This window comes from Streptomyces sp. NPDC111802 (assembly GCF_055634335.1).
This window is the reverse complement of the sequence record NZ_JBVKCZ010000004.1, coordinates 24034-49215: the sequence shown is the minus strand read 5'-3', so window position 1 is coordinate 49215 and position 25182 is coordinate 24034. Positions and strand designations below refer to the sequence as shown.

General features: G+C 70.7%; 21 protein-coding genes. 9 read left to right on the top strand and 12 right to left on the bottom strand.

From position 1 onward, the window contains the following. Nucleotides 1-4 precede the first annotated feature (4 nt). Nucleotides 5-1195: a dipeptidase gene (locus tag ACZ7NC_RS05055; RefSeq protein WP_471484990.1), complete on the top strand. Its 1191-nt coding sequence runs from the start codon at nt 5-7 to the stop codon at nt 1193-1195. A gap of 201 nt (nt 1196-1396) precedes the next feature. After that, on the top strand, nt 1397-2524 hold the full coding sequence (locus ACZ7NC_RS05050; RefSeq protein WP_471484988.1) for a dipeptidase: 1128 nt from the start codon (nt 1397-1399) through the stop codon (nt 2522-2524). 18 nt (nt 2525-2542) lie between these two features. Here ACZ7NC_RS05050 and ACZ7NC_RS05045 read toward each other — a convergent pair whose 3' ends face one another. After that, entirely contained in the window at nt 2543-2929 is a 387-nt protein-coding gene (locus tag ACZ7NC_RS05045; RefSeq protein WP_471484986.1) for a VOC family protein, read from the bottom strand. Nucleotides 2930-2956: 27 nt separating this feature from the next. Then, entirely contained in the window at nt 2957-3316 is a 360-nt protein-coding gene (locus tag ACZ7NC_RS05040; RefSeq protein WP_471484984.1) for a VOC family protein, read from the bottom strand. 123 nt (nt 3317-3439) lie between these two features. Between ACZ7NC_RS05040 and ACZ7NC_RS05035 the strand changes: the two genes are divergently transcribed. Beyond that, on the top strand, nt 3440-3940 hold the full coding sequence (locus ACZ7NC_RS05035; protein ID WP_471484982.1) for a CGNR zinc finger domain-containing protein: 501 nt from the start codon (nt 3440-3442) through the stop codon (nt 3938-3940). A gap of 149 nt (nt 3941-4089) precedes the next feature. Here the strand turns inward: ACZ7NC_RS05035 and ACZ7NC_RS05030 are convergent, their stop codons facing one another. Beyond that, a complete protein-coding gene (locus tag ACZ7NC_RS05030) occupies nt 4090-5433 on the bottom strand; it encodes a UDP-glucose dehydrogenase family protein (protein WP_471484980.1) in 1344 nt (447 codons plus the stop codon). Nucleotides 5434-5622: 189 nt separating this feature from the next. Between ACZ7NC_RS05030 and ACZ7NC_RS05025 the strand changes: the two genes are divergently transcribed. Together ACZ7NC_RS05025 and ACZ7NC_RS05020 are read left to right on the top strand one after the other, a co-directional pair. After that, the gene (locus tag ACZ7NC_RS05025) at nt 5623-6780 is read left to right on the top strand and encodes an acyl-CoA dehydrogenase (protein ID WP_471484979.1); all 1158 of its coding nucleotides are present in this window, start codon (nt 5623-5625) and stop codon (nt 6778-6780) included. A gap of 219 nt (nt 6781-6999) precedes the next feature. Next, nucleotides 7000-7362: a four-helix bundle copper-binding protein gene (locus tag ACZ7NC_RS05020; protein ID WP_471484978.1), complete on the top strand. Its 363-nt coding sequence runs from the start codon at nt 7000-7002 to the stop codon at nt 7360-7362. A gap of 63 nt (nt 7363-7425) precedes the next feature. Here ACZ7NC_RS05020 and ACZ7NC_RS05015 read toward each other — a convergent pair whose 3' ends face one another. After that, the gene (locus tag ACZ7NC_RS05015; protein WP_471484976.1) at nt 7426-8706 is read right to left on the bottom strand and encodes an LCP family protein; all 1281 of its coding nucleotides are present in this window, start codon (nt 8704-8706) and stop codon (nt 7426-7428) included. Nucleotides 8707-8825: 119 nt separating this feature from the next. Between ACZ7NC_RS05015 and ACZ7NC_RS05010 the strand changes: the two genes are divergently transcribed. Further along, nucleotides 8826-9383, top strand: coding sequence for an acyl-CoA thioesterase (locus ACZ7NC_RS05010; RefSeq protein WP_471484974.1), 558 nt, complete (start codon nt 8826-8828; stop codon nt 9381-9383). 31 nt (nt 9384-9414) lie between these two features. Here the strand turns inward: ACZ7NC_RS05010 and ACZ7NC_RS05005 are convergent, their stop codons facing one another. Further along, a complete protein-coding gene (locus ACZ7NC_RS05005; RefSeq protein WP_471484972.1) occupies nt 9415-10869 on the bottom strand; it encodes an LCP family protein in 1455 nt (484 codons plus the stop codon). A gap of 142 nt (nt 10870-11011) precedes the next feature. Between ACZ7NC_RS05005 and ACZ7NC_RS05000 the strand changes: the two genes are divergently transcribed. Beyond that, on the top strand, nt 11012-12040 hold the full coding sequence (locus ACZ7NC_RS05000; protein ID WP_471484970.1) for a glycosyltransferase family 2 protein: 1029 nt from the start codon (nt 11012-11014) through the stop codon (nt 12038-12040). Nucleotides 12041-12061: 21 nt separating this feature from the next. Here ACZ7NC_RS05000 and ACZ7NC_RS04995 read toward each other — a convergent pair whose 3' ends face one another. The 4 genes from ACZ7NC_RS04995 to ACZ7NC_RS04980 all read right to left on the bottom strand — a co-directional run bounded on the left by ACZ7NC_RS04995 (nt 12062) and on the right by ACZ7NC_RS04980 (nt 18614). After that, on the bottom strand, nt 12062-13639 hold the full coding sequence (locus tag ACZ7NC_RS04995) for an LCP family protein (protein WP_471485370.1): 1578 nt from the start codon (nt 13637-13639) through the stop codon (nt 12062-12064). Between the two features lie 422 nt (nt 13640-14061). Beyond that, complete coding sequence (locus tag ACZ7NC_RS04990; RefSeq protein WP_471484968.1) at nt 14062-15888, bottom strand: LCP family protein; 1827 nt, start codon at nt 15886-15888, stop codon at nt 14062-14064. 224 nt (nt 15889-16112) lie between these two features. Beyond that, nucleotides 16113-17321 carry an LCP family protein gene (locus ACZ7NC_RS04985; RefSeq protein WP_471484966.1) on the bottom strand — a complete coding sequence of 403 codons (1209 nt, stop codon included), beginning with the start codon at nt 17319-17321 and terminating at the stop codon, nt 16113-16115. A 537-nt stretch (nt 17322-17858) separates the two neighbouring features. Further along, nucleotides 17859-18614 carry a TIGR03089 family protein gene (locus ACZ7NC_RS04980; RefSeq protein ID WP_471484965.1) on the bottom strand — a complete coding sequence of 252 codons (756 nt, stop codon included), beginning with the start codon at nt 18612-18614 and terminating at the stop codon, nt 17859-17861. A gap of 140 nt (nt 18615-18754) precedes the next feature. Here ACZ7NC_RS04980 and ACZ7NC_RS04975 point away from each other — a divergent pair, with 140 nt between their 5' ends. Together ACZ7NC_RS04975 and manB are read left to right on the top strand one after the other, a co-directional pair. Then, a complete protein-coding gene (locus tag ACZ7NC_RS04975) occupies nt 18755-20221 on the top strand; it encodes a peptidoglycan recognition protein family protein (protein WP_471484963.1) in 1467 nt (488 codons plus the stop codon). A 275-nt stretch (nt 20222-20496) separates the two neighbouring features. After that, nucleotides 20497-21579 carry a mannose-1-phosphate guanylyltransferase gene (gene manB, locus ACZ7NC_RS04970; protein WP_471484961.1) on the top strand — a complete coding sequence of 361 codons (1083 nt, stop codon included), beginning with the start codon at nt 20497-20499 and terminating at the stop codon, nt 21577-21579. 181 nt (nt 21580-21760) lie between these two features. Here the strand turns inward: manB and ACZ7NC_RS04965 are convergent, their stop codons facing one another. From ACZ7NC_RS04965 to cofD, 3 genes are all read right to left on the bottom strand, one after another. Further along, nucleotides 21761-22762, bottom strand: coding sequence for a DNA-3-methyladenine glycosylase family protein (locus tag ACZ7NC_RS04965; protein WP_471484960.1), 1002 nt, complete (start codon nt 22760-22762; stop codon nt 21761-21763). A 134-nt stretch (nt 22763-22896) separates the two neighbouring features. Next, entirely contained in the window at nt 22897-24207 is a 1311-nt protein-coding gene (locus tag ACZ7NC_RS04960; RefSeq protein WP_471484958.1) for a coenzyme F420-0:L-glutamate ligase, read from the bottom strand. Then, nucleotides 24204-25163, bottom strand: a complete 960-nt coding sequence (gene cofD / locus ACZ7NC_RS04955) for a 2-phospho-L-lactate transferase (RefSeq protein WP_471484957.1) — start codon at nt 25161-25163, stop codon at nt 24204-24206. The genes ACZ7NC_RS04960 and cofD overlap by 4 nt, the downstream gene beginning before the upstream one ends. Nucleotides 25164-25182 lie beyond the last annotated feature (19 nt).

Genomic DNA, 25182 nt, shown 5'->3' with positions numbered 1-25182 from the left:
GACGATGACCTCCGCCTCGCTGGAGGCAGCCCGGGAACTGCTGCGTGAGTTCCCCGTCGTCGACGGCCACAACGACCTCCCCTGGGCCCTGCGCGAACAGGTCCGCTATGACCTCGACGCCCGCGACATCGCCGGCGACCAGGGCGCCCATCTGCACACCGACATCCCCCGGCTGCGCGAGGGCGGCGTGGGCGCGCAGTTCTGGTCGGTGTTCGTCCGCTCGGACTACGCCGGTGACAAGGCGGTCAGCGCCACGCTCGAACAGATCGACTGTGTACGGCAGTTGCTGGCGCGATACCCGAACGACCTGCGCCCGGCGCTGACGGCGGCCGACATGGAGGCCGCACGCTCGGAGGGCCGTATCGCCTCCCTCATGGGCGCCGAGGGCGGCCACTCCATCGCCGACTCCCTCGCCACGCTGCGCGCGTTGTACGCGCTCGGCGTCCGCTACATGACCCTCACCCACAACGACAACATCGCGTGGGCGGACTCGGCGACGGACGAGCCCGGGGTGGGCGGCCTGTCGGCCTTCGGCCGCGAGGTGGTCCGGGAGATGAACCGCGCGGGCATGCTCGTGGACCTCTCGCATGTGGCGGCCACGACCATGAGCGACGCGCTCGACACCTCCGCCGCGCCGGTGATCTTCTCGCACTCCTCGTCCCGAGCCGTGTGTGACCACCCGCGCAACATCCCGGACGCCATCCTTCAACGCCTCCCCGGCAACGGCGGCATCGCGATGGTGACGTTCGTGCCGAAGTTCGTGCTCCAGGCGGCGGTCGACTGGACGGCCGCGGCCGACGAGAACATGCGCGCGCACGGCTTCCACCACCTCGACACCACCGCCGAGGCGATGAAGGTGCACCGCGCCTTCGAGGAGCGCATCCCGCGCCCCATCGCCACGGTGTCCACGGTCGCCGACCATCTGGACCACATGCGCGAGGTCGTCGGCGTCGACCACCTCGGCATCGGCGGCGACTACGACGGCACCGCCTTCACCCCGGACGGCCTCGGCGACGTCTCCGGCTACCCCAACCTGATCGCCGAACTGCTGGACCGCGGCTGGTCGAAGACCGACCTGGCCAAGCTGACCTGGCAGAACGCGGTACGGGTGCTGGGCGCGGCGGAGGACGTGGCCCGCGACCTCCAGACGACGCGGGGCCCGTCCAACGCGACCATCGAGGCACTGGACGGCTGATCGCCGAGGGCGGGGCAGCCGGTGCGGCCGGTCGCCCCGCCCGTGTACATCAATCGACCGCGGCTACCCCCGAACGCCCCGTTCCATGCCGCCGGCGGCGCCGTACCCCCGAACGGATCGCCCACCAGGACGCCCCTTCGGGTCCGTGCGACGGTGAACCGTACTGCTTGATCAGGACGCCGATCACGTACGGAGGCCGTCATGGCTGACCTCAGGGACGACCTGGACCCCGGCACCGCGGTCGACGAACTCGGTGACCTGCCCGACCCGTTTCCCGGGAAGCCGTACGACAGCGTCACCGGCCCCGAGGCCGATCCCGACGCGGATCTCCTGGCCCACGCCCACGCCCTACTCGCCGCCCACCCTGTCGCCGACGGCTACAGCGGGCTGCCGTGGGCGCTGCGCCGGCTGCCCTGGTTCGACCTGGAGCTCGGCGAGAGCGCCGTCGACACCGATGTGCCTCGGATGCGCGAGGGCCACGTCGGCGCGCTGTTCTGGGCGCTGCACCTGCCCGACGGACTGGCCGGGGACCGGGCCGTCGGTGCCACGCTGGAGCAGCTGGACCTGGTGAAGACCGTCGTACGGGCGCACCCCGAGGGGCTGCGCCTCGCCGAGACCCCGGGGCAGATAACCGACGTACGCCACAGCGGTCGCGTCGCCGTGCTGCCGGGCCCGGCCGGAGCCGCCGCGCTCGGTGACTCGCTCGGCATCCTGCGCTCGCTGCACGGGCTCGGGCTGCGCGCCCTCACACTGTCCGGCGTGTCCTGGGCGAGCGAGGCGGGGCTGACCCGGTTCGGCGAGGAGGTGCTGCGCGAGATGAACCGGCTCGGTGTGCTGGCCGACCTCTCCGGCGCCTCCGCGGACACCGCGCGCCGGGCGTTCGCGGTCTCCAAGGCGCCGGTCCTGTGCGCCCGCTCCGCCGCCCGCGCCCTGCGCCCCCACCCGGCCAACCTCCCCGACGACCTGCTCGCCGAGCTGGGCGCCGCAGGGGGCCTGTGCATGGTGCCGCTCACCGCCGAGCAGACCGGCCCGTCCGTCCGGGACGTCGCCGACCATCTCGACCACGTCCGTGAGGTCGCGGGCCCGCAGTGCGTCGGCCTGTCCGGCACCTACGACGCCGGCGCCGCCCACCCGCAGGACCTCACCGACGCCTCCTGCTATCCGCACCTCGTCGCCGAGCTGTTGCGCCGGGGCTGGCCCGAGGCCGAGATCGCGCTGCTGACCTGGGGCAACGTCCAGCGTGTGCTGCGCGAGGCCGACTTCACGGCGCGGGAGGCGCAGCGACGCCGGGCGCCTTCGACGGCGAAGATCGCCGAGCTGGACGGGTAGGCGTCACAGCGCGCTCGCTCAGGAGTGCTCGATCCGGCAGAGGCAGAACGGATGCCCTGCCGGATCGGCGTACACCCGGAAGTCCTCCTTGTCCTCCGCGTGCAGCAACCGCGCACCCAGCGCCAGCACCTTCTCCTGGGCCGCCTCGATCTCCTCCCAGGTGGACCCGGCGTCGAAGTCGAGGTGGAACTGCTGGGAGTTGAGGTCGGCCCGCGGCCACTGAGGCGGGGTGTATCCCGGCGCCGGCTGGAAGGCCAGCCGCGGCCCGTCCGGCAGCTGGAGCACGACCCATTCGGGGTCGTCGTCCTGCGGTGTGCCGCCGCCGACATCGGCGTAGAAGCGGGCGAGAGCTCGTGCGTCGGGGCAGTCGATGACGACGTTGCGCAGGCGGGCGACGGGTGCCATGGGGTCCTCCCGGTGGGTACGAGGTGCTCAGCAGGCGCACAGACAGAAAGGGTGCCCCGCCGGATCCGCGTAAACCCGGAAGCTGCGCGAGCGGTCCTCGACGTCCAGCGGCTTCGCGCCCAGCGCCAGCACCCCTTCCTCGGCCGCGTCCAGGTCCTTGACGGTCAGGTCGAGGTGGAACTGCTGCGAGTGATCGGGCGCGGGCCACTGCGGCGGTACGAACCCGGGGGCGGCCTGGAACGCCAGCGTCCGTCCGCCGGGCACCTTCAGGTCCACCCACTCCCCGTCGCCCTCCACGCTGCCGCCGAGCACGCGCCGGTAGAAGTCGGCGAGTGTGCGGGGGTCGGGACAGTCCAGGACGACGGCACCCAGTTCGGCGATGGCCATGACTTCCTCCTTGAAGGCTCGGTTACCTGCTGAGGGCGTCAACCGGTAACGTCGTTACCTCATACTCCAGCATTGGAGGTAACGTCGCAACGGGATTGTGGAAGCGAGAGATAGCGTGCAGCCATGAGTGAGAGATCGCCCGCCCCCGGGGGTCTGGACCTGGTCGAGTCCCTGGTCAACACGCTGGACCTGGAGTCGGGCGCGGACTCGCTGGACACGGCGGAGGGCCGGGCGCGCTTCGGGCTGGCCGAGGCGGACGTGCCCGGGGCGCGGGAGCTGCGGGAGTCGCTGCGCGTGGCCCTGCTCGCCCACGCGGGCCACCCGGCGCACCGCGAGGTGACCCCGCTCGGGGATCTGCTGAGCGCCGGTCCGCTGGTGGTCGCGGTCGACGCCACCGACGGCTCGGCCACCCTCGCCGCCGCCGAAGGGGGCCCGCTGCTCTCCCGGGTGGCGGCGGCCATCGCCCAGGCCCTGGTCGAGGGCACCTGGTCACGGCTGAAGGCCTGCGAGGCGGCCGACTGTCACTGGGCGTACTTCGACCGCAGTCCGGCCGGGCGCGGTCGCTGGTGCTCGATGCGGGTGTGCGGGGCACGCGCGAAGATGCGGCGCTACCGGGCCAAGTGAGCCGACGGGCGGTGAGGCCGGTCGAAGTGAGCGGTTCCGAAAGGTCGTTGAAGATTCATTCGGCGTGATGCGGCGATGTGCGGCAGAATGCGAAAGACGCCGTTTCGGCCGACTGAGCCTCGGCCGAAACGGCGTCATCCGTACCCGGTCTAGGCCGTCGGCCGCCCCATCGCCCGGTAGTTCCACCCGGCCTTGCGCCACAGCTCCGGGTCGAGGGCGTTGCGGCCGTCCAGGATGACCCGGGCCGCCGCGACCTCGCCGAGCGCCTTCGGGTCCAGCTCGCGGAACTCGCGCCACTCCGTCAGATGCAGTACGACATCGGCGCCCCGCACCGCGTCGACCGCGCTGTCGGCGTAGCCGAGGGTCGGGAAGAGGCGGCGGGCGTTGGTCATTCCCTTGGGGTCGTAGACCGTGACCTGGCCGCCCTGGAGGTGGATCTGCCCGGCGACGTTCAGCGCGGGCGAGTCCCGCACGTCGTCGGAGTCGGGCTTGAAGGTGGCGCCGAGCACCGCGACCCGCTTGCCGAGGAACGACCCGCCGCCCAGCGCCTGCCGCGCGAGCTCCACCATCTGCCCGCGCTGGCGCATGTTGATCGAGTCGATCTCGCGCAGGAAGGTCAGCGCCTGGTCGGCGCCCAGCTCACCGGCGCGGGCCATGAAGGCGCGGATGTCCTTCGGCAGACAGCCGCCGCCGAAGCCGATCCCGGCCCGCAGGAACTTCCTTCCGATCCGGTCGTCGTGCCCGATGGCCTCCGCGAGCTTGGCGACATCGCCGCCGGCCGCCTCACACACCTCCGCCATCGCGTTGATGAAGGAGATCTTGGTGGCGAGGAAGGAGTTGGCGGAGGTCTTCACCAGCTCGGCGGTCGGGAAGTCGGTGACGACGAAGGGGGAGCCGTGCTCGATCGGCGTCGCGTACACCTCGCGCAGCAGCTTCTCGGCCCGCTCGCTGCGTACTCCGACCACGATCCGGTCCGGGTGCAGCGTGTCCTCGACGGCGAAGCCCTCGCGCAGGAACTCCGGGTTCCAGGCCAGCTCCACCTCGCCGCCGCCCGGGGCGAGCTCCAGGATGCGGGCCGCGAGCCGGTCCGCGCTGCCCACCGGCACCGTCGACTTGCCGACGACCAGGCACGGCTTGCGCAGATGCTTGGCGAGCGACTCGACGGCCGAGTCGACGTAACTCATGTCACAGGCGTACTCGCCGTGCTTCTGCGGGGTGTTCACACAGACGAAGTGCACATCGCCGAACTCCGCGACCTCAGCCCAGTCCATCGTGAAGCGCAGCCGCCCGGTGGAGCCCTCGATGCCGGCGACGTGCTTGCTCAGCAGCTTCTCCAGGCCCGGCTCGAACATCGGGACCTGACCCCGGCCGAGCATCTCGATCTTCTCGGGCACCACGTCCAGCCCCAGTACCTCGAACCCGAGCTCGGCCATGGCGGCGGCATGGGTCGCGCCGAGATAACCGGTGCCGATCACGGTGAGCTTGAGGGCCATGAGGACTCCAGGGAGTGGGACGGGGACATGCGGGCCTGAGCATAGTCGGAGGGTCTGACGGGCAACTTCCCCGCTGTCGCCAAGCTCACGTATCACTCCCGTGGGCCGACCTCTAAAATTTGAGTTACTTAACGGTAATTAGCGCCAGCACCACACTTGCCACTCAGCGTCCTTGGAGCGTGAGAGACCTTGGCCGGATCGGCTGACTTCGACCTGTACCGCCCGTCCGAGGAGCACGACATGCTCCGTGACGCCATCCGCTCCCTGGCCGAGGCGAAGATCGCGCCCCACGCCGCCGCGGTGGACGAGGAGGCCCGCTTCCCGCAGGAGGCGCTTCAGGCCCTGGTCGCGAACGACCTGCACGCGGTGCACGTACCCGAGGAGTACGGCGGTGCGGGCGCCGACGCGCTCGCCACCGTGATCGTGATCGAGGAGGTGTCCCGCGTCTGCGCGTCCTCCTCCTTGATCCCGGCCGTGAACAAGCTGGGCTCGCTCCCGGTGATCCTCTCCGGCTCCGAGGACCTGAAGAAGCGGTACATGACCCCGCTCGCCAAGGGCGAGGGCATGTTCTCGTACTGCCTCTCCGAGCCCGACGCCGGTTCGGACGCGGCCGGCATGAAGACCAAGGCGGTCCGCGACGGCGACCACTACGTCCTGAACGGCGTGAAGCGCTGGATCACCAACGCCGGTGTCTCCGAGTACTACACGGTGATGGCGGTCACCGACCCCGCCAAGCGCTCGAAGGGCATATCGGCCTTCGTCGTCGAGAAGTCCGACGAGGGCGTCTCCTTCGGCGCCCCGGAGAAGAAGCTCGGCATCAAGGGCTCCCCGACGCGCGAGGTCTACCTGGACAACGTTCGCATCCCGGCGGACCGCATGATCGGCGAGGAGGGCACCGGCTTCGCCACCGCGATGAAGACGCTGGACCACACCCGCATCACGATCGCGGCCCAGGCGCTCGGCATCGCCCAGGGTGCCCTCGACTACGCCAAGGGCTATGTCCAGGAGCGCAAGCAGTTCGGCAAGCCGATCGCCGACTTCCAGGGCATCCAGTTCATGCTCGCCGACATGGCCATGAAGATCTCGGCCGCCCGCGCCCTGACCTACCAGGCCGCCGCCGCCTCCGAGCGCGGCGACGCCGACCTCACCTACCTCGGCGCCGCCGCCAAGTGCTTCGCCTCGGACGTGGCGATGGAGGTCACCACGGACGCCGTCCAGCTCCTGGGCGGCTACGGCTACACGCGTGACTACCCGGTCGAGCGCATGATGCGCGACGCCAAGATCACGCAGATCTATGAGGGCACGAACCAGGTGCAGCGCATCGTCATGGCGCGCAACCTGCCGTAACCCCGGGGGGTTTGAGGTCGAAGGGCGTCCGGGTCTCCCGGGCGCCCTTCACCCGTTCGGGCCTCTGTCGCCGTCTGAGGGAGATTGCGAAGGTCCGTGCCCTGCGCGGCATCTGGTCGGAATTGTTCGCGTCCGCCCGATGGCGCTGTGCGGCGGGCGGGCGTAGGACGGAAGAGCACGGGGCCCGCCCCGGGGCTCCCGCGTCCCCCAGGAGGAGTCATGACCCAGCCCGGAACCATGCCCACGATGACCAAGGAGATGCAGGACTGCGTCGACGCGTGCATGACCTGCCACAGCATCTGCGAGGAGACCATGAGCTCCTGCATGCAGATGGGCGGCCAGGCTCAGATGCAGATCATGAGGGCGCTCATGGACTGCGCCGAGACGACCCGGATGTGCGCGGACATGATGATGCGCCGCTCGCCCATGTCGGCCGAGATGTGCGCGATGTGCGCCACGGCCTGTGAGATGTGCGCCGAGGCGTGTATGTCCATGCCGGACGATCCGCAGATGATGCGATGTGCCGAGGCGTGTCGCCGCTGTGCCGCGACCTGCCGCGCGATGGCCGGCGCCACGATGTGACGACCGCCTGACAGCACTCGAGGGCACCCGCAGGGGCGCCCTCGACCGCTGTCACAGGTGCGCTCACTTGCTGGAGACGGTCACCGTCTCGTCGTTCTTCAGCTGCTCCACCAGCTGCTTCACCTTCGCGGTGTCCCACTGGAGGTTGCCGTTGGCGGAGTTGCCCGAGATCGGCATGTTCATGGACTTGCCGTCACCGCCGCTGACGCTCTTCATCGCCCAGAACATGGACGCCAGGTCCCACAGGCTCATGTCCTTGTCGACGCTCAGGGAGTCCAGTCCGGCACCCATCGTCGGGTACAGCTTGAACGGGTTGAGGATCGTGCCCGGCGTCGCCACCTGGTTCGCCAGCGCGGAGAGGAACTTCTGCTGGTTCTTCGTACGGTCCAGGTCGGAGCCCGCCAGTGCGTACCGGGTGCGGACGAAGGCGAGTGCCTCCTGGCCGTTCAGGGTCTGCTTGCCCTCCTTGAAGTCGGCCCCGGACTTGGAGTCCTTGATGCCGCCCTTCGGGATGTCGATCTCGACGCCGCCGACCGAGTCCACGATGTTCGCGAAGCCGGCGAAGCCGATCTCGACGTAGTGGTCGATGTGCAGACCGGTGTTGGCCTCGACGGTACGGACCAGCAGTTCGGGACCGTCCTCCGCGTACGCCGCGTTCAGCTTCGTCTGCCGGCCGGTGCTCTCGTAGAGCTTGCCGGAGTCGGAGCCCTTGTACGACGGGATCGTCACGTTCGAGTCGCGCGGCAGGGAGACCAGTGTGTCGCCGTTGCTGCCGACGTGCAGGATCATCATCGAGTCCGTGCGCTTGCCCTCGGCGGACCCGGTGTGCAGTTCCTTCTTCTGCTCGTCGGTCATGCCCGCGCGGCTGTCGGAGCCGACGATCAGGTAGTTGGTGCCCTCGCCCGCCTCCGGCCGTTCGATGACCTTGGACAGGTCGACATCGCGGTTGAGCTTGGAGTCGGCCCAGAAGTAGGTGGCGACGGTCGTCACGAGCAGCACCGTCACGAGCGTGATGGAGCCCACCTTGATACGGCGCCGCCAGTTCGGCGCGGGCCGCGGCTCGTATCTGTCCTCGTCGCCGGGGCCGCCCGGGCCACCGCCGCCGTAGACCTGGCCCGTGTTGTAGCCGCTGTCGTACCCGTCGTCGGCGTAGCCCCCGTGGCCCTGGCCGTTCACGTACGACGGCTGCTGCGGCACACCCCCGTAGCCCTGGCCGGGCGGCGCCGCAGAGCCGCGGCGGACCTGCCGCATCACGCGCGCGCCCTCGGGCTGTGCGCCTGCGCTGCCGCGTCCGTAACGGCTGCCGCGGTTGTCGTCGGACCATGCCTGGGGCCAGTCATTCATGCGCCCCAGTGTGCAGGGCCCGGCCAGGTGTCTTACAAGGGTCGGCGGAAAATAGAGGCACGGCTGTTGCGAACCCAACACAAAGTCCGCGAATGTCAGCTCGGCATAAGGTGGACGCCATGACAGACCAGGTCACCGCAGCGGAGTCGGACAATCCGGAGATCCCGGGCAAACTGATATCCGCGTCCCGTACCACTCTCAGCCACATCATGACCCACAACGACACGAACCTCCTCGGGACGGTGCACGGCGGTGTGATCATGAAGCTCGTCGACGACGCCGCGGGAGCCGTGGCCGGCCGGCACAGCGGTGGCCCCGCCGTCACCGCGTCCATGGACGAGATGGCCTTCCTCGAGCCGGTCCGCGTCGGTGACCTCGTCCATGTGAAGGCCCAGGTCAACTGGACCGGCCGGACCTCGATGGAGGTCGGCGTACGGGTCCTGGCCGAGCGCTGGAACGAGTCGGCGCCGCCCACGCAGGTCGGCTCCGCGTACCTGGTGTTCGCGGCGGTCGACGCCGACGGCAAGCCGCGCCGAGTGCCCCCGGTGATACCGGAGAGCGAGCGGGACAAGCGCCGCTACCAGGAGGCCCAGATCCGCCGCACACACCGGCTGGCCCGCCGTCGCGCGATCAAGGAGCTGCGGGAGAAGCGGGCGGCGGAGGGCTTCGAGGACTGAGCGCGAAGGCCCCGCGCCGGGACGATCGGGCCTACGAGCACCCCGTCTCGTCCCCCCGCACCACCGTGGAATGCCCCTGGAGCGGGTCCTCGGCCCGAACCTTGCGCACCTGCCTGAAGTCGGCGCCCACGATCACCTTCAGCGTCGGCCCCAGCCCCTTCACCGCCCGCAGCTCGCTCCCCGGCAGCGCGGCCGCCAGGCTCTTCGCCGAGCGGTCCCAGCCGGGGTCGTGGGCGACGACCGTGCGCTTCAGGGAGCGTTCCGTCCCCGGCAGCGGGCGTCCCGTCGTGCGGAACCCGATCCTCGCCAGCGCCGTGTCGACGCGCTTGCCGAGGCCGGTCTCCTTGGTGCCGTTCTCCACCTGGACGTGGATCTGCTGCGGGGCGACCTCCACCGGGACGGCCCGCTGCCTCGGCCGGTGCGCGGACAGCGGCCTGTCCTCGCGCAGGGCCCTGAAGAGGCGCTCGGCCTGCTCGGTGTCCCACTTCACGGTGGATCCGAGGCCCTTCACGTTGTAGCCCAGCTGTCCGATCGGCACGGTCGTGAACTCCGAGGACGAGGGCGAGAAGTTCCGCATCGCCCGCCCGAGGTCCAGCAACTCACCCGTGCCGAAGCCCTTGTCGGCCCGCACCGACCCCAGCACCGCCCGTGTCACGTCCCGGAACCGCATCGGGTTCAGCAGGATCCCGGACGATGTCGCCCGCTCGATCAGCGCCGCCATGAACCGCTGCTGACGCTGCACCCGCCCCAGGTCGGAGTCGCTGTCGACATGCCGCGCCCGTACGAACTGCAGCGCCTCGCCGCCCTTCAGCCGGTGGTCGCCGGCGGGCAGGTCCAGCCCGGTGTACGAGTCCTTCAGCGGCTCGGCGGTGCAGATCCGCACACCGCCCAGCACGTCCACCGTCTTCATGAAGCTGGTGAAGTCGACCTCCAGATAGTGGTCGATCTTGACGTGGGTCATGTGCTCGACCGTCCGCACGGTGAGGTTCGGGCCGCCCTCCGCGTAGGCCGCGTTGATCTTGATGGGGTGCGCCTCGCGCCCCTCCCCGGAGGGCATCTCGGCGTACGAGTCACGCGGCAGGCTCACCACGCTCGCCCGCTCCCGGTCAGCCGAGATGTGCACGATCATGATCGTGTCGGTGCAGTGACAGGGCGCCCCGCCCAACCGGTACTTGCGGCGCTCCTCGTCGCTGATGCGGTCGCGGCCGTCCGTTCCGACGAGCAGGACGTTCATCCCGTGCCCGGCCTGCGGCCGGTTCTTCATGTCCTTGAACGGGTCGACTCGGGCGATCTTCGCGTCCAGGCTGGTCACCACCGCGTGCCCGATCCCCGCGGAGGCGAGCACCACGACGGACAGCGTCGTCACCGCCCGCATGGCCCAGCGTGGCCTCCTCCGCCGTACGGGCGCGACCGGCCGCGCCGCGCCGCGGGGCGGCTGCGGACTGCGCGTCGCGGGGGCGGAAGAGCGGCGGGGCGGCGTGGGCATGAAGGGATACCTCCGCTGGGGCGTGCCCTGAGGGCCGTACGTGGGATCCGTGAGCACCGTAGGGCCATACGATCTGCTGCCTGGTGCACCGGCCCCGGCGGGGCGCACCCGTGTCCCCCGTTCGCGGTAACGTGAGCCCCCTATGAACGCCAATCCCGACGTGCAGCTCCCCGCCGTGTCCGTCATCATGCCCGTGCTCAACGAGGAGCGGCACCTGCGCGGAGCCGTCCAAGCGATCCTCGCGCAGGAGTACGCCGGCGAGATGGAGGTCGTGATCGCCCTCGGTCCGTCCACGGACCGTACGGACGAGATCGCCGCCGAATTGGTCGCCGATGACGCCCGTGTGCACACCGTCCCGAACCCGACCGGCCGCACCCCCGCCGCGCTCAACGCCGCGATCAAGGCCTCCCGCCACCCGATCGTCGTCCGCGTCGACGGGCACGGCATGCTCTCGCCGAACTACATCGCCACCGCCGTACGGCTCCTGGAGGAGACCGGCGCGCAGAACGTCGGCGGCATCATGCACGCCGAGGGCGAGAACGACTGGGAGCACGCCGTCGCCGCCGCGATGACCTCGAGGATCGGGGTCGGCAACGCCGCCTTCCACACCGGCGGCGAGGCGCAGGCCGCCGAGACCGTGTACCTCGGTGTGTTCCGGCGCGAGGCCCTCGAACAACAGGGCGGCTACAACGAGGAGTTCATCCGCGCCCAGGACTGGGAGCTGAACTTCCGGATCCGCGAGGCGGGCGGGCTCATCTGGTTCTCACCCGAGCTGAAGGTGTCGTACCGTCCGAGGCCGTCGGTGAAGGCCCTCGCCAAGCAGTACAAGGACTACGGCCGCTGGCGCCACGTGGTCGCCCGCTACCACGCCGGCTCCATCAACCTGCGCTACCTCGCCCCGCCGACGGCGGTCTGCGCGATCGCGGCGGGCCTGGTGCTGGGCGCCCTGGTCACCCCGTGGGCCCTGGTGGTCCCCGGCGGCTACCTCGCGGCCATCACCGCGGGCTCGCTCCCGGCCGGCAAGGGCCTCCCGCTGAAGGCACGTCTGCAGATCCCCGTCGCCCTCGCGACCATGCACATGTCCTGGGGCTACGGCTTTCTGACCAGCCCGCGTTCGCTGGCGCGGAAGGTCATCGCCTCCCGCCGCCCGGCGGTCCTCAGCGCGAGCTGAGCCCGCCGGGCGCGGTGCCCGTCACCAGGTGAAGCCGGGGTTCACCTTCATGCACGCCTTGGTGTCCGAGGCGTTCAGGGCCTCGGCCGTGTCCGGCGTCCTGTCGTCCTGCTTCGGGGCCTTGTACGCCGAGCCCTCCCGCCAGTCGGCGCCGACGACGAGGGTGACGCCGGAGACGTCCGTGGTCTTCTGCACGGCGCTGGTCGGGATGCCGAGGGCCTTGGCGACCCGCTGGGCGTCGCCCTGGAGGTCGGCGCTCGGGTAGCGGACCACGGTGGTGTCCGCGACCGGCGTCGTCGAGGAGTCCGCCACGGCCTGGGCGAAGCCCTTCTCGGCGAGCAGCCCGGCGACCGTGGTCGCGCGTCCGGAGACCGGGGCGTAGGTGTCGGTGCGGGTGCCGTTCTGCACCTGGACGGCGATCTCGCCGTCCGAAGCGGCCGGGTCGGTGGACGCCTTCTCCTCGGTGGTCTTCTTCTTGTCCTTGCCGTCGAGGGCGATGTCCTCACGCACCAGCCGGAACAGCTTGCCGGCGTCGTCGGTGGGCTCGACGCGCGAACCGACGTACCGGTTGGGCATCGTCGTCATGGTGATGCGCGAGGTCGGCACCTTCTTGAGCTCGCCGGCCAGGTCGTAGAGCTTCGCGACCGTGCCCAGGCCGGGGTCGACGGTGAGCGCGTTGGTGGCCGCCTCGGCGAGGGCGCGCAGCTTGCCCGGGTTGCTCAGCTTGGCGTTCTTGCGCAGCTCGCGCACCATCGAGTTCATGTACTGGTGCTGCGCCTTGGCGCGGGCCAGGTCGCTGCCGTCCTCGAAGCCGTACCGCGTGCGCAGCCACTGCAGGGCCTGCTCGCCCTTGACGTAGGTCGTGCCCTTCTCCAGCTTCAGCCCGGAGCCGTGGCCCTGGCTGTCCTTGGAGTGGATGTTCTTGTCGACGCAGACCGGGACACCGCCGATCGCGTCCGCCATCGACACCACGCCCGAGAAGTCGATCATCATGAAGTGGTCGATGTGGATGTCGGTGAGCTTCTCCCACGTGGCCACGGTGCACCCCGGCCCGCCACGGCCCAGCGACTGGTTGGTCATCGCGCGCTGACGGGCCTCGTAGGCGTCCCCGCTGTCCGGGTCCGTGCACTTGGGGATGTCCACCAGCGTGTCGCGGGGCATGCTCACGACCGACATGTTGGTGCGGTCGGCCGAGACATGCAGCAGCATCTGGACGTCGGCGAGCGGTGTGCCGCCGAACGTCTCCTTGGCGCCGCCGAGTTTCTGGTTCTCCTCGGTGTCCCGCGCGTCCGAACCGATCAGCAGGATGTTCAGCGGCGTCTGGCCGGCCGCGTTCGCCTCGGTCTCGGCGGCGCGGTCCTTCGCGTCGCCGATGTTGAGGTCGTCCTTCCTCAGATTGCCGTTGAGGTGCTGGTAATAGAGATACCCGGCACCCGCGGTGCCCAGTATCACCACCGCCAGAACCGTCGCCGACCAGCGCACCACCCGCCGTCTGCGGGGCCGGCCGTCGGTTCCCCGGCCGCCCCGGGAACCCCCGCCACCGTGCCGGCCGCTCTGGTCGGCCGACGTGTCCTGGTCGGCCCGCGGGGTGAGCGACATGGTGTCGTCCACCGCGGGGGCCTCCCCACGCACACTGCTCTGCGCCAACTCTTCGCCCTTCCCCACCCTTTGACCGACACGGCCGCGCTCCGCGGGTCGGACCTCCCTGTCCGGTGCGGAGCGAACCATGTCAGACCAACCTGTCCGACACCGGTCAGCAACCTGTCAGACCCCCAAGGGTCCGACCCGGGTTGGCCGGGCATCGGCAAAATCCGCGCCAGGTACGGCCGCGTGGAGCTGCCGGCCAACGCCGGCTGACACCACCGTGTCGTGTGTCAGACCAACGAGCGACGGGGACAGTTGCGTTCCTCGCCGCAGATTCCGTACGCCGGACTCCGTGCCCCCCCGGCGCACGTACCGGATCGGGCCCGTCCCACCCCAAGGGGGCGGTGGAACAGGCCCGTTGAGCTGCTATCGGCCGGTTACTTCGCGCACTCGACCTTGTCCGCCGTGGACTTCTCCACATCGGGTGCCTTCGTCGGAGCCGTGAGGGACACGCCCGCGCCCTTGAAGTCCTTGCCCAGGGTCAGGGTCATCGTGGGCAGGCCCTGCGAGTTGGTCACGCTCTTGCCGGGCTTCATCGCGGACCCGGAGAGCCCCATGATCTCGGCGAGCCGGCGGGCCTGGTCCGCCTGGTCCGGGGCGTACTCCAGCGTCGTCTTCGCCAGCGTCGCCGGGGCGTTGCCCGCGTTCTCCGACTTGGTCACGTCCTCCTCGGTCTGCAGCCAGGTGAGGGTCTCCTGGGCGCTGCCGGCGGGCGCCCCGCCGTTGTAGACCTGCACCCGCACCTCGGAGGCGTCGGCCTTGGTGCCCTTGAGCCGGGCGGCCACGGCGGCGGCCTCCTTCTGCTTCTGCTGCTTGACCGCGGTGAAGGAGACGTCGTTCCGGATCGCCTCGAAGACCTGGGGTGCCGTCGTCTCGTTGAGCACGACGGTCGTCTTCACCTTCTCCGCCGGGTTGTCGATCACCGGAACCGTCGTGAAGGTCAGGTTCTTGGTGTTGAGCTTGCCCAGCTCCAGGCCGAGGTCCTTCAGCTTGTCGATGGTGTCGAGCTGGGAGTCAACGGTCAGCGCCTTCGTGCCCGCCTCGGCCAGCTTGATCATCTTGGTCGGGCTGGTGAGCGTGTCGTTCGACTTCAGCTTGCGCATCAGCGCGCTGAGGAACTGCTGCTGGAGCCCGATCCGGCTCAGGTCGCCGCCGAAGCCGACCGAGTGCCTGGTGCGGACGAAGGCCAGCGCGTCTTCGCCCTCGATGGTGTGCTTGCCCTTGGGGAGGTTGAGCTTGGAGTCGGGGTCGTTGATGTCCTTGGCCAGGCACACCTCGACGCCGCCGACGGCCGTGGTCAGCGTCTTCACCGCGTTGAAGTCGGCCACCATGAAGTTGTCCGGCTTGATCCCGGTCAGCTCGGTGATCGTCCGCGCGGTGCAGCTGGGCGTACGGTCTTCCTGGCCCAGGCTGGTGTTGAAGCGGACGCCGGTCTCGCCCGCGATGATCTTCTCGGAGCCGTCCTCCTGCGTGGTCGGGCAGTCCGGGATGTCGATGATGAGGTCGCGCGGGATGCTCAGCGCCGTCGCGTTCGAACGGTCCTTGGAGACGTGCAGCAGGATCGTGGTGTCGGCGTGCCCCGCGCTGCCCGAGTCGCCGTACTTCTCGTTGCCCGCGCCCGTGCGCTTGTCGGTGCCGATGAGCAGGATGTTGATGGCCTTGTCCTTCTGGAAGCCACCGGTGCTCGCGCCGTCGTCGGAGATGGACTGGATGTTGTCGTTGAGGTGCTCGATGTAGAGATACGCACCGGTCGCGGCGGCGACCACCACGAACGCCATTATTCCGCCGGTCCAGAGCACGGCCTTCTTCGCCTTGCTCTTCTTCACCGGCCTGCGACCGCGCCGGCCCGGCGGTGGCTCCTCCGGCGCCCCCCTGCGCCTGCGCTGCGGCGGGACCTCGCGGCCCGGTGCCTGGCGCGTCTGGCGCCCCGGCGCCGCGGTCCGATTCCGCCCCGCACCCGCACCCGCAGCCGCACCCGCGCCGTTGCCCGTACCCACACCGCCGGCGCCCACCGCGCCCTTGGTGGTGGTACCGGCCGAACGTGCGGCGGCGCCTGCGCGGGAAGCGGCTCTACGGGGTCCCGGGACCGGTGACTGCGGAGCGGAATTACCCAGTCGCAGTTCGTATTCACCGGTGTTCGGATTGAGCACCCACTGGTCTGCGGGATCGATGTCGTCCGCCCGCCCACGGCCTTGCGCGTCCACGGTTGTCTGAATCCTCCGTCGGGGCCACGCGGCGCCTTCCCCCTCCAAGGCGCTCGGGTCTCGGTCAAACAGTGCGCAAGCCTAACTACGGCAGGGAGCACCGGGTCGCTCACACTATCCGCCCAGTTCAGCGTCAAGCGACGGCGGTGACAAATTCCACTTCCCTACAACTGGGCAATCCGTCTCATTTCTTTGAACTGAGGTTCGCCGACTTGGTGAGCGCTTTACCCGCAGGGGTTCTCGGCGGCTGTGCTGCCTCGGAAAGTGGGTGCCGGGGGAGTGGGGTCGGCGGGCTCGTCGGGTCGCTCGGGGGAGGACTTTCCGTCGCCGTCATGGGAACTCGTGTACGAGAAATTGCGCATCGGCCCAGGGTGCATTTCGGGCGAATCCGCGACTTCCACCGGGTTGTCGGTGCGCAGCCGCTGGAAGAGCCGCCCGGCCTCGGGCTCCACGAGCTGGTCGCGATTGGCGTTGTGGACGTATGCCTCCCTGGGGACCGTGAGGAATTGCACGCGTTCGGTGGGGATGTCGCGCATTCCTCGCGCGAGTTCGTACAAACCGCGCAAGCTGGCCAGGGCGGGGTCGGTGGTGAGCGATGACGTGGCGGCGTCCAGTACGGGATAGAGCCTGACCGGGTTGAGCAGTACGTCATTGCTCTGCACCTTGTGCACCAGCGCGGCGAGGAAGCGCTGCTGGCGGTCCATGCGGTCGGTGTCGCTGCCGTTGCCGAGGGACTTGCGGGCGCGGACATAGCCGAGGGCCTGTTCGCCGTTGAGGGTCACTTTTCCGGCCGGGAGCCTGAGTTTGGCGGCCTTGTCGTTGATGGGCTTCGTGAGGCAGATCTCCACGCCGTCGAGGGCGTCGACCATCTCCTTGAAGCCGTGGAAGTCGATGACCATGTGGTGGTCCATGCGGATGTTCGTGAGCCGTTCCACGGTGCGGACTGTGCAGGCCGAACCGCCCACCTGGAAGGCGTAGTTGAACATCGCGAACATGGGCTTGCTGCGGGTGCCGTCGGCGCGGCGGCAGCCGGGGACGTCGACCATGAGGTCGCGGGGTATCGAGACGGCGGTGGCGCTGCGGCGGCCGGAGGAGAGGTGCAGCAGGATGGTGGTGTCGGAGCGCTCGGTGCCGGAGTCCTTGCCGTAGCGGCGGTTTCCGGCGCCGGCTCGGGAGTCCGAGCCGATGACGAGGATGTTCTGGGCGCCGCGGACGAGTGAGGTGGGGCGCTCCTTCTCGTACCGGGCGAGTTCCTCGGCGGCGGCCTCGTCCGGGGTGATGTTGGAGTCGAGCTTGGCGTACACGGCCCAGCCGACACCGCCGGCGACGACGACCAGGGCGCCGACCCCGACGGCCCCCCGTCTCACCCATCGCCGCCCCGACCCCTTCCTACTGGCCGACGCCCCCCGGCGCGCACGTGCGGTGTAGGTCACGGCTGGGTCCACCCCTCATGGCGTACTGCTGCGTGTGGTGTGGGCTGCTCTTACGACCATGGCGCGGATGGGGGGTGGGGGGTGGGTCGTGGGGGGCTGAATGGGTGACGGGTGCCTCCGGCGGTTGGGCGGGGGGTGCCTGCGGCGCCTGTGCGGGTTCGGTGGGGGCTTGTGTAGCGCCAACGGTTTGGTGGGTGGGTCGGGGCCGTGCCGGGGGGTGTCCGTCCTCGGTCGGGCGGTTGCTGTCGGGCAGAGAGGTGACGCTTCTTGACGCCCGCCGCTGCGGGCGGACACCCCCCGGCACGTCCCCTTGCCGCCGTACGCGACTGCCGCGCCGCGGGGGCACTTGTCGACGCCGGTCCAGGTAATTTCAGCCTGTCCGGCGTTTGAGGACGAGGCCCGTTCAGGGCCGATGGGGGTCCAGGGGGCGGAGCCCCCTGGTGGGGTTGAAGGGGCGGAGCCCCTTCAGGATGGGACGGGTAGGGGCGGCGGGGGCGAGAAACCCCCGATGCCACGGGACGTGCGCGGCCCCGGAAACTACCTCGCCGTCGCCGTCACCCGTTCCGTCTCGATGCGCTTGGCCAGGGACTCCTCGGTCAGCGCGTCGACGTTGCGGCACAGAACCACCGAGCCACCGGTAGCCAGCGCCGCGTACAGGCCGGCGTTGAGGCCCTCCCAGGTGTCATAGGGCAGGGCGGAGAGAATCCGCGACCCGGGCCCGGTGAGACCCAGCCCGGGCGCCTCCGCCCGAGCGCGTTCGACCAGCTCGGCCGCGCTGAACTCGCGACCGGCCACGATCAGGGCCGGATCCTCGGGATCGACAGGGGCGTAAGGGGCGAAACGGTCACCCTGGCTGGGGACCTCGACCGCGTAGTCGGCAAAGCCGGCCGGCGCCTGCGGGAAGCGCCCCCCCAGCGGCCGTAGCGCCAACGCCACCCGCTCACCCCGGCACGCCCGCGCGGCCTCCAGGCTCTCCGGCCCGCTCACGACCACGTCGGCCGTCGCCGGATCCCCGCCCACGTCCGCGATCGTCCCCACCGACGAACACGCCAGCAGCCACACCGCCGTCTGCCAGTGCGCCGGCAGCAGCAGCGTGACCCGGTCGCCCGGCCCGGCCCCGAGGTCGCCCTGGAGCAGATTCGCGGTCTTGGCCACCCAATTGGCGAAGGTGGCCACGGACAATTCGACGCGTTCCCCCGTGGCGTCGTCGTAGAAGGTCACCAGGGGGCGTCCGGCATCCGCGGCGAGCGCGGAACGCAGCAGGTCGGCAGGGGTGCGATCGGTGGCGTTCACCCGCGCAAGGGTACGCGCAGGCCCGGACGCACACCCCCCTGCGGGTCGTCCGGCCGCCACCGGTTCGGCGGAATCGCAGGCCGACGTACCGTCAATTTCCCGATGGACAGGTTTGTATGACTATGTCCAACATCAGGAGCATGCGTGGATTCCTTGCTTCCTCGATCGGTGTCACGTGTGCGGCCGCTCTCACCCTGCCGCTCACCCCACCCGCCGTCGCGGTGCCCGCGAGAGCGGCACTCGGAGCGGAGGCCGCCAGGAGCGCAACGGTGGCCGCCGTTCCGGCGACGCGGCGCCTGGGCGCCGAGCCGGACGTCCCCGGCAGCACCCAGTCGCTGCCCCTCACCCCCCTCACCCACGACCGAGTCACCGGCACCCCCGCCCCCGGCGAACAGGGGCTGTCCCGCCGGGACGTGTCGCACTTCTCCCTCGTCGGCGTCATCTGGGACGACGCGGACACCGAACTGCACGGCCGCGTCCAGGTCCGCACCCGCGCGGTCGCCGGCGGCACATGGTCCGGCTGGCAGGACGTGGAGACGCACAACGCCGAACACGCCCCCGACCCGGACACCGCCGAGAGCGCCTCCGGCCGGGTGCGCGGCGCCACGGCGCCCCTGTGGGTCGGGGAGTCGGACGGCGTGGAGGTACGGGTCACACCGGAGACCGCCGAGCCCCAGCCCGAGGAGGGCCCGGAGGACGGTGACGACACGTCGGTCGACCCCGGTGCCATCACCCCGCTTCCTGCCGGCCTCCACCTCGAACTCGTCGACCCCGGCGACCCCGCCCCCGCGCAGAGCGACCCCGGCCCCCGCCCCGGTTCACTGAACCCCGGCACCACGGGAGCCGCCGGCACCTCCGAGGCCCTCGCCGCCGCGGCCGCCAACGCCGAACTCGCGCCCCTCGGTGCCGCCGAGATCCCCGAGTTGGGGCGTGCCGAGACCGAACGGGAGCTGCTGGCCCTGCGCGGCGGCGAGTTGACCGAGGCGCAGCGGGCGAAGCCGTACATCGGGCCGCGGCCGCGCATCGTCACACGGCGCGGCTGGGGTGCGAACGAGAGGTTGCGGGAGAAGAGATTCGCCTACACGAAGAAGGTGAAGGCGGCCTTCGTGCACCACACGGCGTCGGGCGGCACCTACTGGTGCACGCAGGCTCCCTCGCTCATTCGCGGTATCTACCGCTACCACGTCAAGAGCATGCGCTGGCGCGACCTCGGCTACAACTTCGTCGTCGACAAGTGCGGAAACATCTACGAGGGCCGCGCCGGGGGTGTGGCGAAGCCGGTCCTGGGCGCCCACACGCTCGGTTTCAACTCCAACAGCATGGGGATCGCCGTCCTCGGCAGCTACGGCTCGAGGAAGCCGACCGCCTCCGCGGTGCGGGCCATCGCCCGGCTCACGGCCTGGAAACTGGGGCTCTACGGCGCCAATCCGCGCGGAAAGACATATCTGAAGTCCGGCGGTGGCAATCTCTACCGAAAGGGAAAGAACGTACGACTGAACGTGATCTCCGGCCATCGGGACGGCTTCTCCACGGAGTGCCCCGGATTGCAGCTCTACCGCAAGCTCGGCTCGGCCCGCGCCTCGGCGGCCCGCTTCCAGGGGCGTTGAGCCGGGGGCGGGGAGTTCGGGCGGGGGGCGCACAAGGCGTGAACTGTCCAGCGCGGGCGCTCCAGTTGGGCCGCCCGCGCTGGACGTACTGGGTGTTTCAGGGATATATGGGGGCTCGTGGGGGGACCTACGGGGGGCTTGAGGTCGTATTCACCGCTGTCGGGGGACAAGAGGCGGAATACCGCACTGCCGTCGAGGGCGCCGCACAACGGTCTGCATACACTGGCCGGCCGAAAGACAGTTCGGCCGGTCCCGGCAGGAAGCAGAGACGACAGGTGACAGAAGCGATCCTCCTGGTCGGCGGCAAGGGCACTCGGCTGCGTCCGCTCACCGTGCACACGCCGAAGCCCATGGTCCGGGCGGCCGGGGTCCCGTTCCTCACGCACCAGTTGGCGAGAGCGAGAGCGGCGGGCGTCGAGCACATCGTCCTGGCGACGTCCTATCTGGCCGAGGTCTTCGAACCGTACTTCGGCGACGGCTCGGCGCTGGGCCTGCATCTGGAGTACGTGACGGAGGAGGAGCCCCTCGGCACGGGCGGCGCGATCCGCAACGTGGCGTCCCGGCTCCACTCCGGGCCCGACGACCCGGTCCTGATCTTCAACGGGGACATCCTGACCGGACTGGACATCAGGGCTCTGGTCCGAACCCACGAGGCGACGGGAGCCCACGTCTCCCTCCACCTCACCAAGGTGACGGACCCGAGGGCGTACGGCCTGGTCCCCACGGACGACACGGGCCGGGTGACGGCGTTCCTGGAGAAGCCGCAGACCCCCGAGGAGATCGTCACTGACCAGATCAACGCGGGGGCGTACGTCTTCCGGCGCTCGGTCATCGACACGATCCCCGCGGGCCGTCCGGTCTCGGTGGAGCGTGAGACCTTCCCGGACCTGTTGTCTGCCGGGGCGCACCTCCAGGGCATGGTCGACTCGACGTACTGGCTCGATCTGGGCACCCCGGCGGCCTTCGTCCGGGGCTCGGCGGACCTGGTCCTGGGCCGCGCTCCGTCCCCCGCGGTGCCCGGCCGCTGCGGCGACCGACTGGTCCTTCCCACGGCCACGGTGGCCCCCGACGCCAAGCTGACCGGCGGCACGGTGGTGGGCGAGGGCGCGTTCGTGGCCGGGGGCGCGCGCGTCTTCGGCAGCACCATCCTGCCGGGCGCCGTCATCGAACCCGGCGCGATCATCACCGACTCCCTCATCGGCACCCGGGCCCGCGTGGGCGAACGCTCCGTCCTCACCGGCACGGTCATCGGCGACGGCGCGGTGATCGGCCCGGACAACGAGCTGCGGGACGGTATGCGGGTGTGGTGCGACGCGCGGATACCGGCGGGGGCGGTGCGGTTTTCGCCGGATCTGTAGGCGGGCCGGGGGCCCCTCCAGCCCGTCCGGCGTTTGAGGACGAGGCCCCTTCAGGGCCGACGGGGCACCAGGGGGCGGAGCCCCCTGGTGGGGTCGAAGGGGCGAAGCCCCTTCAGGATGGGACGGGTAGGGGCGGCGGGGGCGAAAACCCTCGGCGCCAACCACAGCAGGCCCCCGAAGATCACAACTGCCCGATATCCCCCCGAGGCATCCGCGGCGCCCGCCGCCCCGGCACCCGCCCGCTCAACAGAATCAACCGAGCCGCCCGATGCCGCTGCCCCGCATACGGCTCCAACAACTCCAGCATCACGGAGTCATCCGCATCCCGATCCCCGGCAAGCGCAAACCCCACGATCCCCGGCAGATGCAGATCCCCCACGGTCACCGCGTCCGGCGCCCCATGACTACGCTGCACCACCTCCGCCGACGTCCACGGCCCGATCCCCGGCACGACCTCCAACCGGGCCTGCGCCAGAGCCGGAGACATCCGCACCGCCTCCTCCATCCGCGCAGCGACCCGCACGGCCCGCAGAATCGTCGACGCGCGCTTGTTGTCGACCCCGGCCCGATGCCACTCCCAGGACGGAATCAGCGCCCAGGTCCGCGCATCCGGCATCACACACATCCGCCCGGGCGCCGGCCCCGGTGCCGCCTCGCCGTACTTCCGCACCAGCAACCGCCACGCCCGATACGCCTCATCGGTGGTGACCTTCTGCTCCAGAATCGACGGAATCAAAGACTCCATCACCAGCCCTGTCCGCGTCAGCCGCAGCCCCGGCCGCCGATGCCGGGACATCGCCACCAGCCGATGCCGCGGCACGAACACGGACGGATCGTCCGCGGCCCCGAGCAGCTCCGGCAACTGCTCCAGCAGCCACTCGGCCCCCGGCCCCCAGGCCTCGCCCCGCACCTCGGCCCCCCGCGCACTGACCCGCAGTGTCCCGGGCCCGCCAGGGGTACGGCAGGCCCGCCACACGGACCCGTCCGGCATCGCCCGGAACGTCGGATCCCCCGGCCCACGCCGCAAGGGCCCCAGCACCAGCCCGAGCTCGAGCGGCCCGTCCGGCACCCAGGTACGCACGCGCGCGGGCGCCGGGGCCTGCCGCGGTATCCCGCCGGGCACGGCGACATGCCCACCGCGCACGGTCGTACGCGTGGGCCGCTGGGCGAAACGTCCTGCCACGGATGAGGTCCTAGGGGTACGGGAGGGTTCTACGAGCGTAAGCGCCGCGGAGCGGCTACGAGTGTGGGTGCCGGAGAAGTCCTATGAGCCCGGGGCGAGTGCCGGAGAGGTCCTACGACGCCACCGGGCACCCATCAGCGCACCTCGATGAAACCCCCCGCATCCCGCTCCGGCCGCGCCCGCGGCTCCTCCGCCGGATGCCCCACCGCAACCGCCCCCATCGGATCCCAGTCCTCCGGCAGCCCGAGCACCTCGCGCACCACATCCCGGCAGAACATCGTCGACGACACCCACGCCGAGCCCAGCCGCTCCCCGGCCAGCGCGACCAGGAAGTTCTGCACCCCGGCCCCGGTGGCGACGACGAACATCTCCCGCTCGGCGCCGTCCCGCCGCGCGTCGCCGTACGTGTGCGAACCGTCCATGACCAGGCACGGCACCACCAGATACGGCGCGTTGCGCAGCACGTCCCCGCGCCGCACCCGCTTGGCGATGGACTCCTCGCTCTTGCCGTCCCGGCGCAGATCGGCGATCCAGGCATCCCGCATCGCGTCGAGCAGTCGCGTCCGTGACTCCGCGGACTCCAGCAGCACGAACCGCCACGGCGTCGTGTGGTGCGGCGCCGGCGCGGTGACCGCCGCCGCGACCGCTCTTCGTACGGCCCCGGGGTCGACGGGCTCGTCCGTGAACGCCCGTACCGTACGGCGCTGGGTCACCGCCTCCCGTACCGCCTCCGACGTACCCAGCCGGAACATGTCGTCACGGGCGCCGCGCACCAGGGCCCGCGCCCCCTGCCCATGGTCCGCGGTCACCGTGTGCGCCAGCCCGCGCACCACGGCGACGGGCAGACCGGACGCCTTGCCCTTCACGAGGTCACCGGCGGCGGCGAGTTCGTCGGCCGTCGCCACGACGGTCGCGCTGAGCGGATTGCCGTGCGCGTCCGTCGCCCCGCGCAGATCGTCGAGTACGTGGATGCCGGCGGCGCCGATCGCGACGTCGGTGAGCCCGGAGCGCCAGGGGCGCCCGAAGGTGTCGGTGACGACGACGCCGACGTCGACGCCGAGGGCGTCGCCCAACCCGTCACGTATCGCCCGCGCGGACGCGTCCGGGTCCTCGGGCAGCAGCAGCACGGTCCCGGCGGGCGTGTTGGAGGCGTCGACGCCGGCGGCGGCCATCACCAGGCCCAGCCGGTTCTCGACGATGCGGAGGAGGCCGCGGCGCGCCACGACCCGTACCGTCTCCGCGTCGATGGCGGCCTCCCGGTCGGCTGCCTCGACGACGCGTCCCTCCGCCTTGGAGACGATCTTCGAGGTGACCAGGAGCACGTCGCCGTCGGCGAGGCCGGGTTCGGCGGTGGCGATCAGTTTCGCGAGGTCGTCGCCCTGCTGGACCTCGGGAATTCCGGAGACGGCCCAGACCCGGTAGCCGTCGGCAGACACCTCGCTCAAGACGCCCGCACCTCCTCGGCCAGCGCCAGCGCCTCGCGGGCCATCTGCGCGGAGGCGTCCAGGTCGGTCATCATCAGCGGTACGGCCCGGCAGCGGATCCCGGCCGTCTCGACCCGCTCGACGACGCCCGCGTCCACGGTGTCGACGAGCCAGCCGTCGAGGAGCCCCGAGCCGTAGTGCTCGGCGACCGCCGCCGCCGTCGACTCCACGCCGACCGCCGCGAGCACCTTGTCGGCCATCCCGCGCACGGGCGCGTCCCCGACGATGGGGGAGAGCCCGACGACCGGCACGCCCGCGTCGGCGATCGCCTCGCGGATGCCGGGCACGGCGAGGATCGTGCCGATGGAGACGACCGGGTTGGACGGCGGGAAGAGGATGACGTCCGCCTCGGAGATCGCCTCCAGGACGCCCGGCGCCGGCTTGGCCTGCTCGGCCCCGACCGGCACGATCGCCTCGGCCGGCACCTGGGCCCGCAGCCGCACCCAGTACTCCTGGAAGTGGACGGCCCTGCGCTCGCCGTCCACCTCGACCGCGACATGTGTCTCGACGCGGTCGTCGGTCATGGGGATCAGACGGACGCCCGGCTTCCACCGGTCGCACAGCGCCTCGGTCACCGCGCTCAGCGGATATCCGGCGCCGATCATCTGCGTCCGCACGATGTGCGTGGCGAAGTCCCGGTCGCCGAGCCCGAACCACTCAGGTCCCACGCCGTACGCCGCGAGCTCCTCCTTGAGGTGGAAGGTCTCGTCGGACCGGCCCCAGCCCTGTTCCTCGTTGATACCGCCGCCCAGCGTGTACATCACCGTGTCGAGGTCCGGGCAGACCTTCAGCCCGAAGAGGTGGATGTCGTCTCCGGTGTTGCCGATGACCGTGATGTCCGCGTCCGGCACGGCCCGCTTCAGACCGCGCAGGAACCGGGCACCACCGATGCCGCCTGCCAGAACCACAATGCGCATGGGGGCAAGTCTTGCAGGC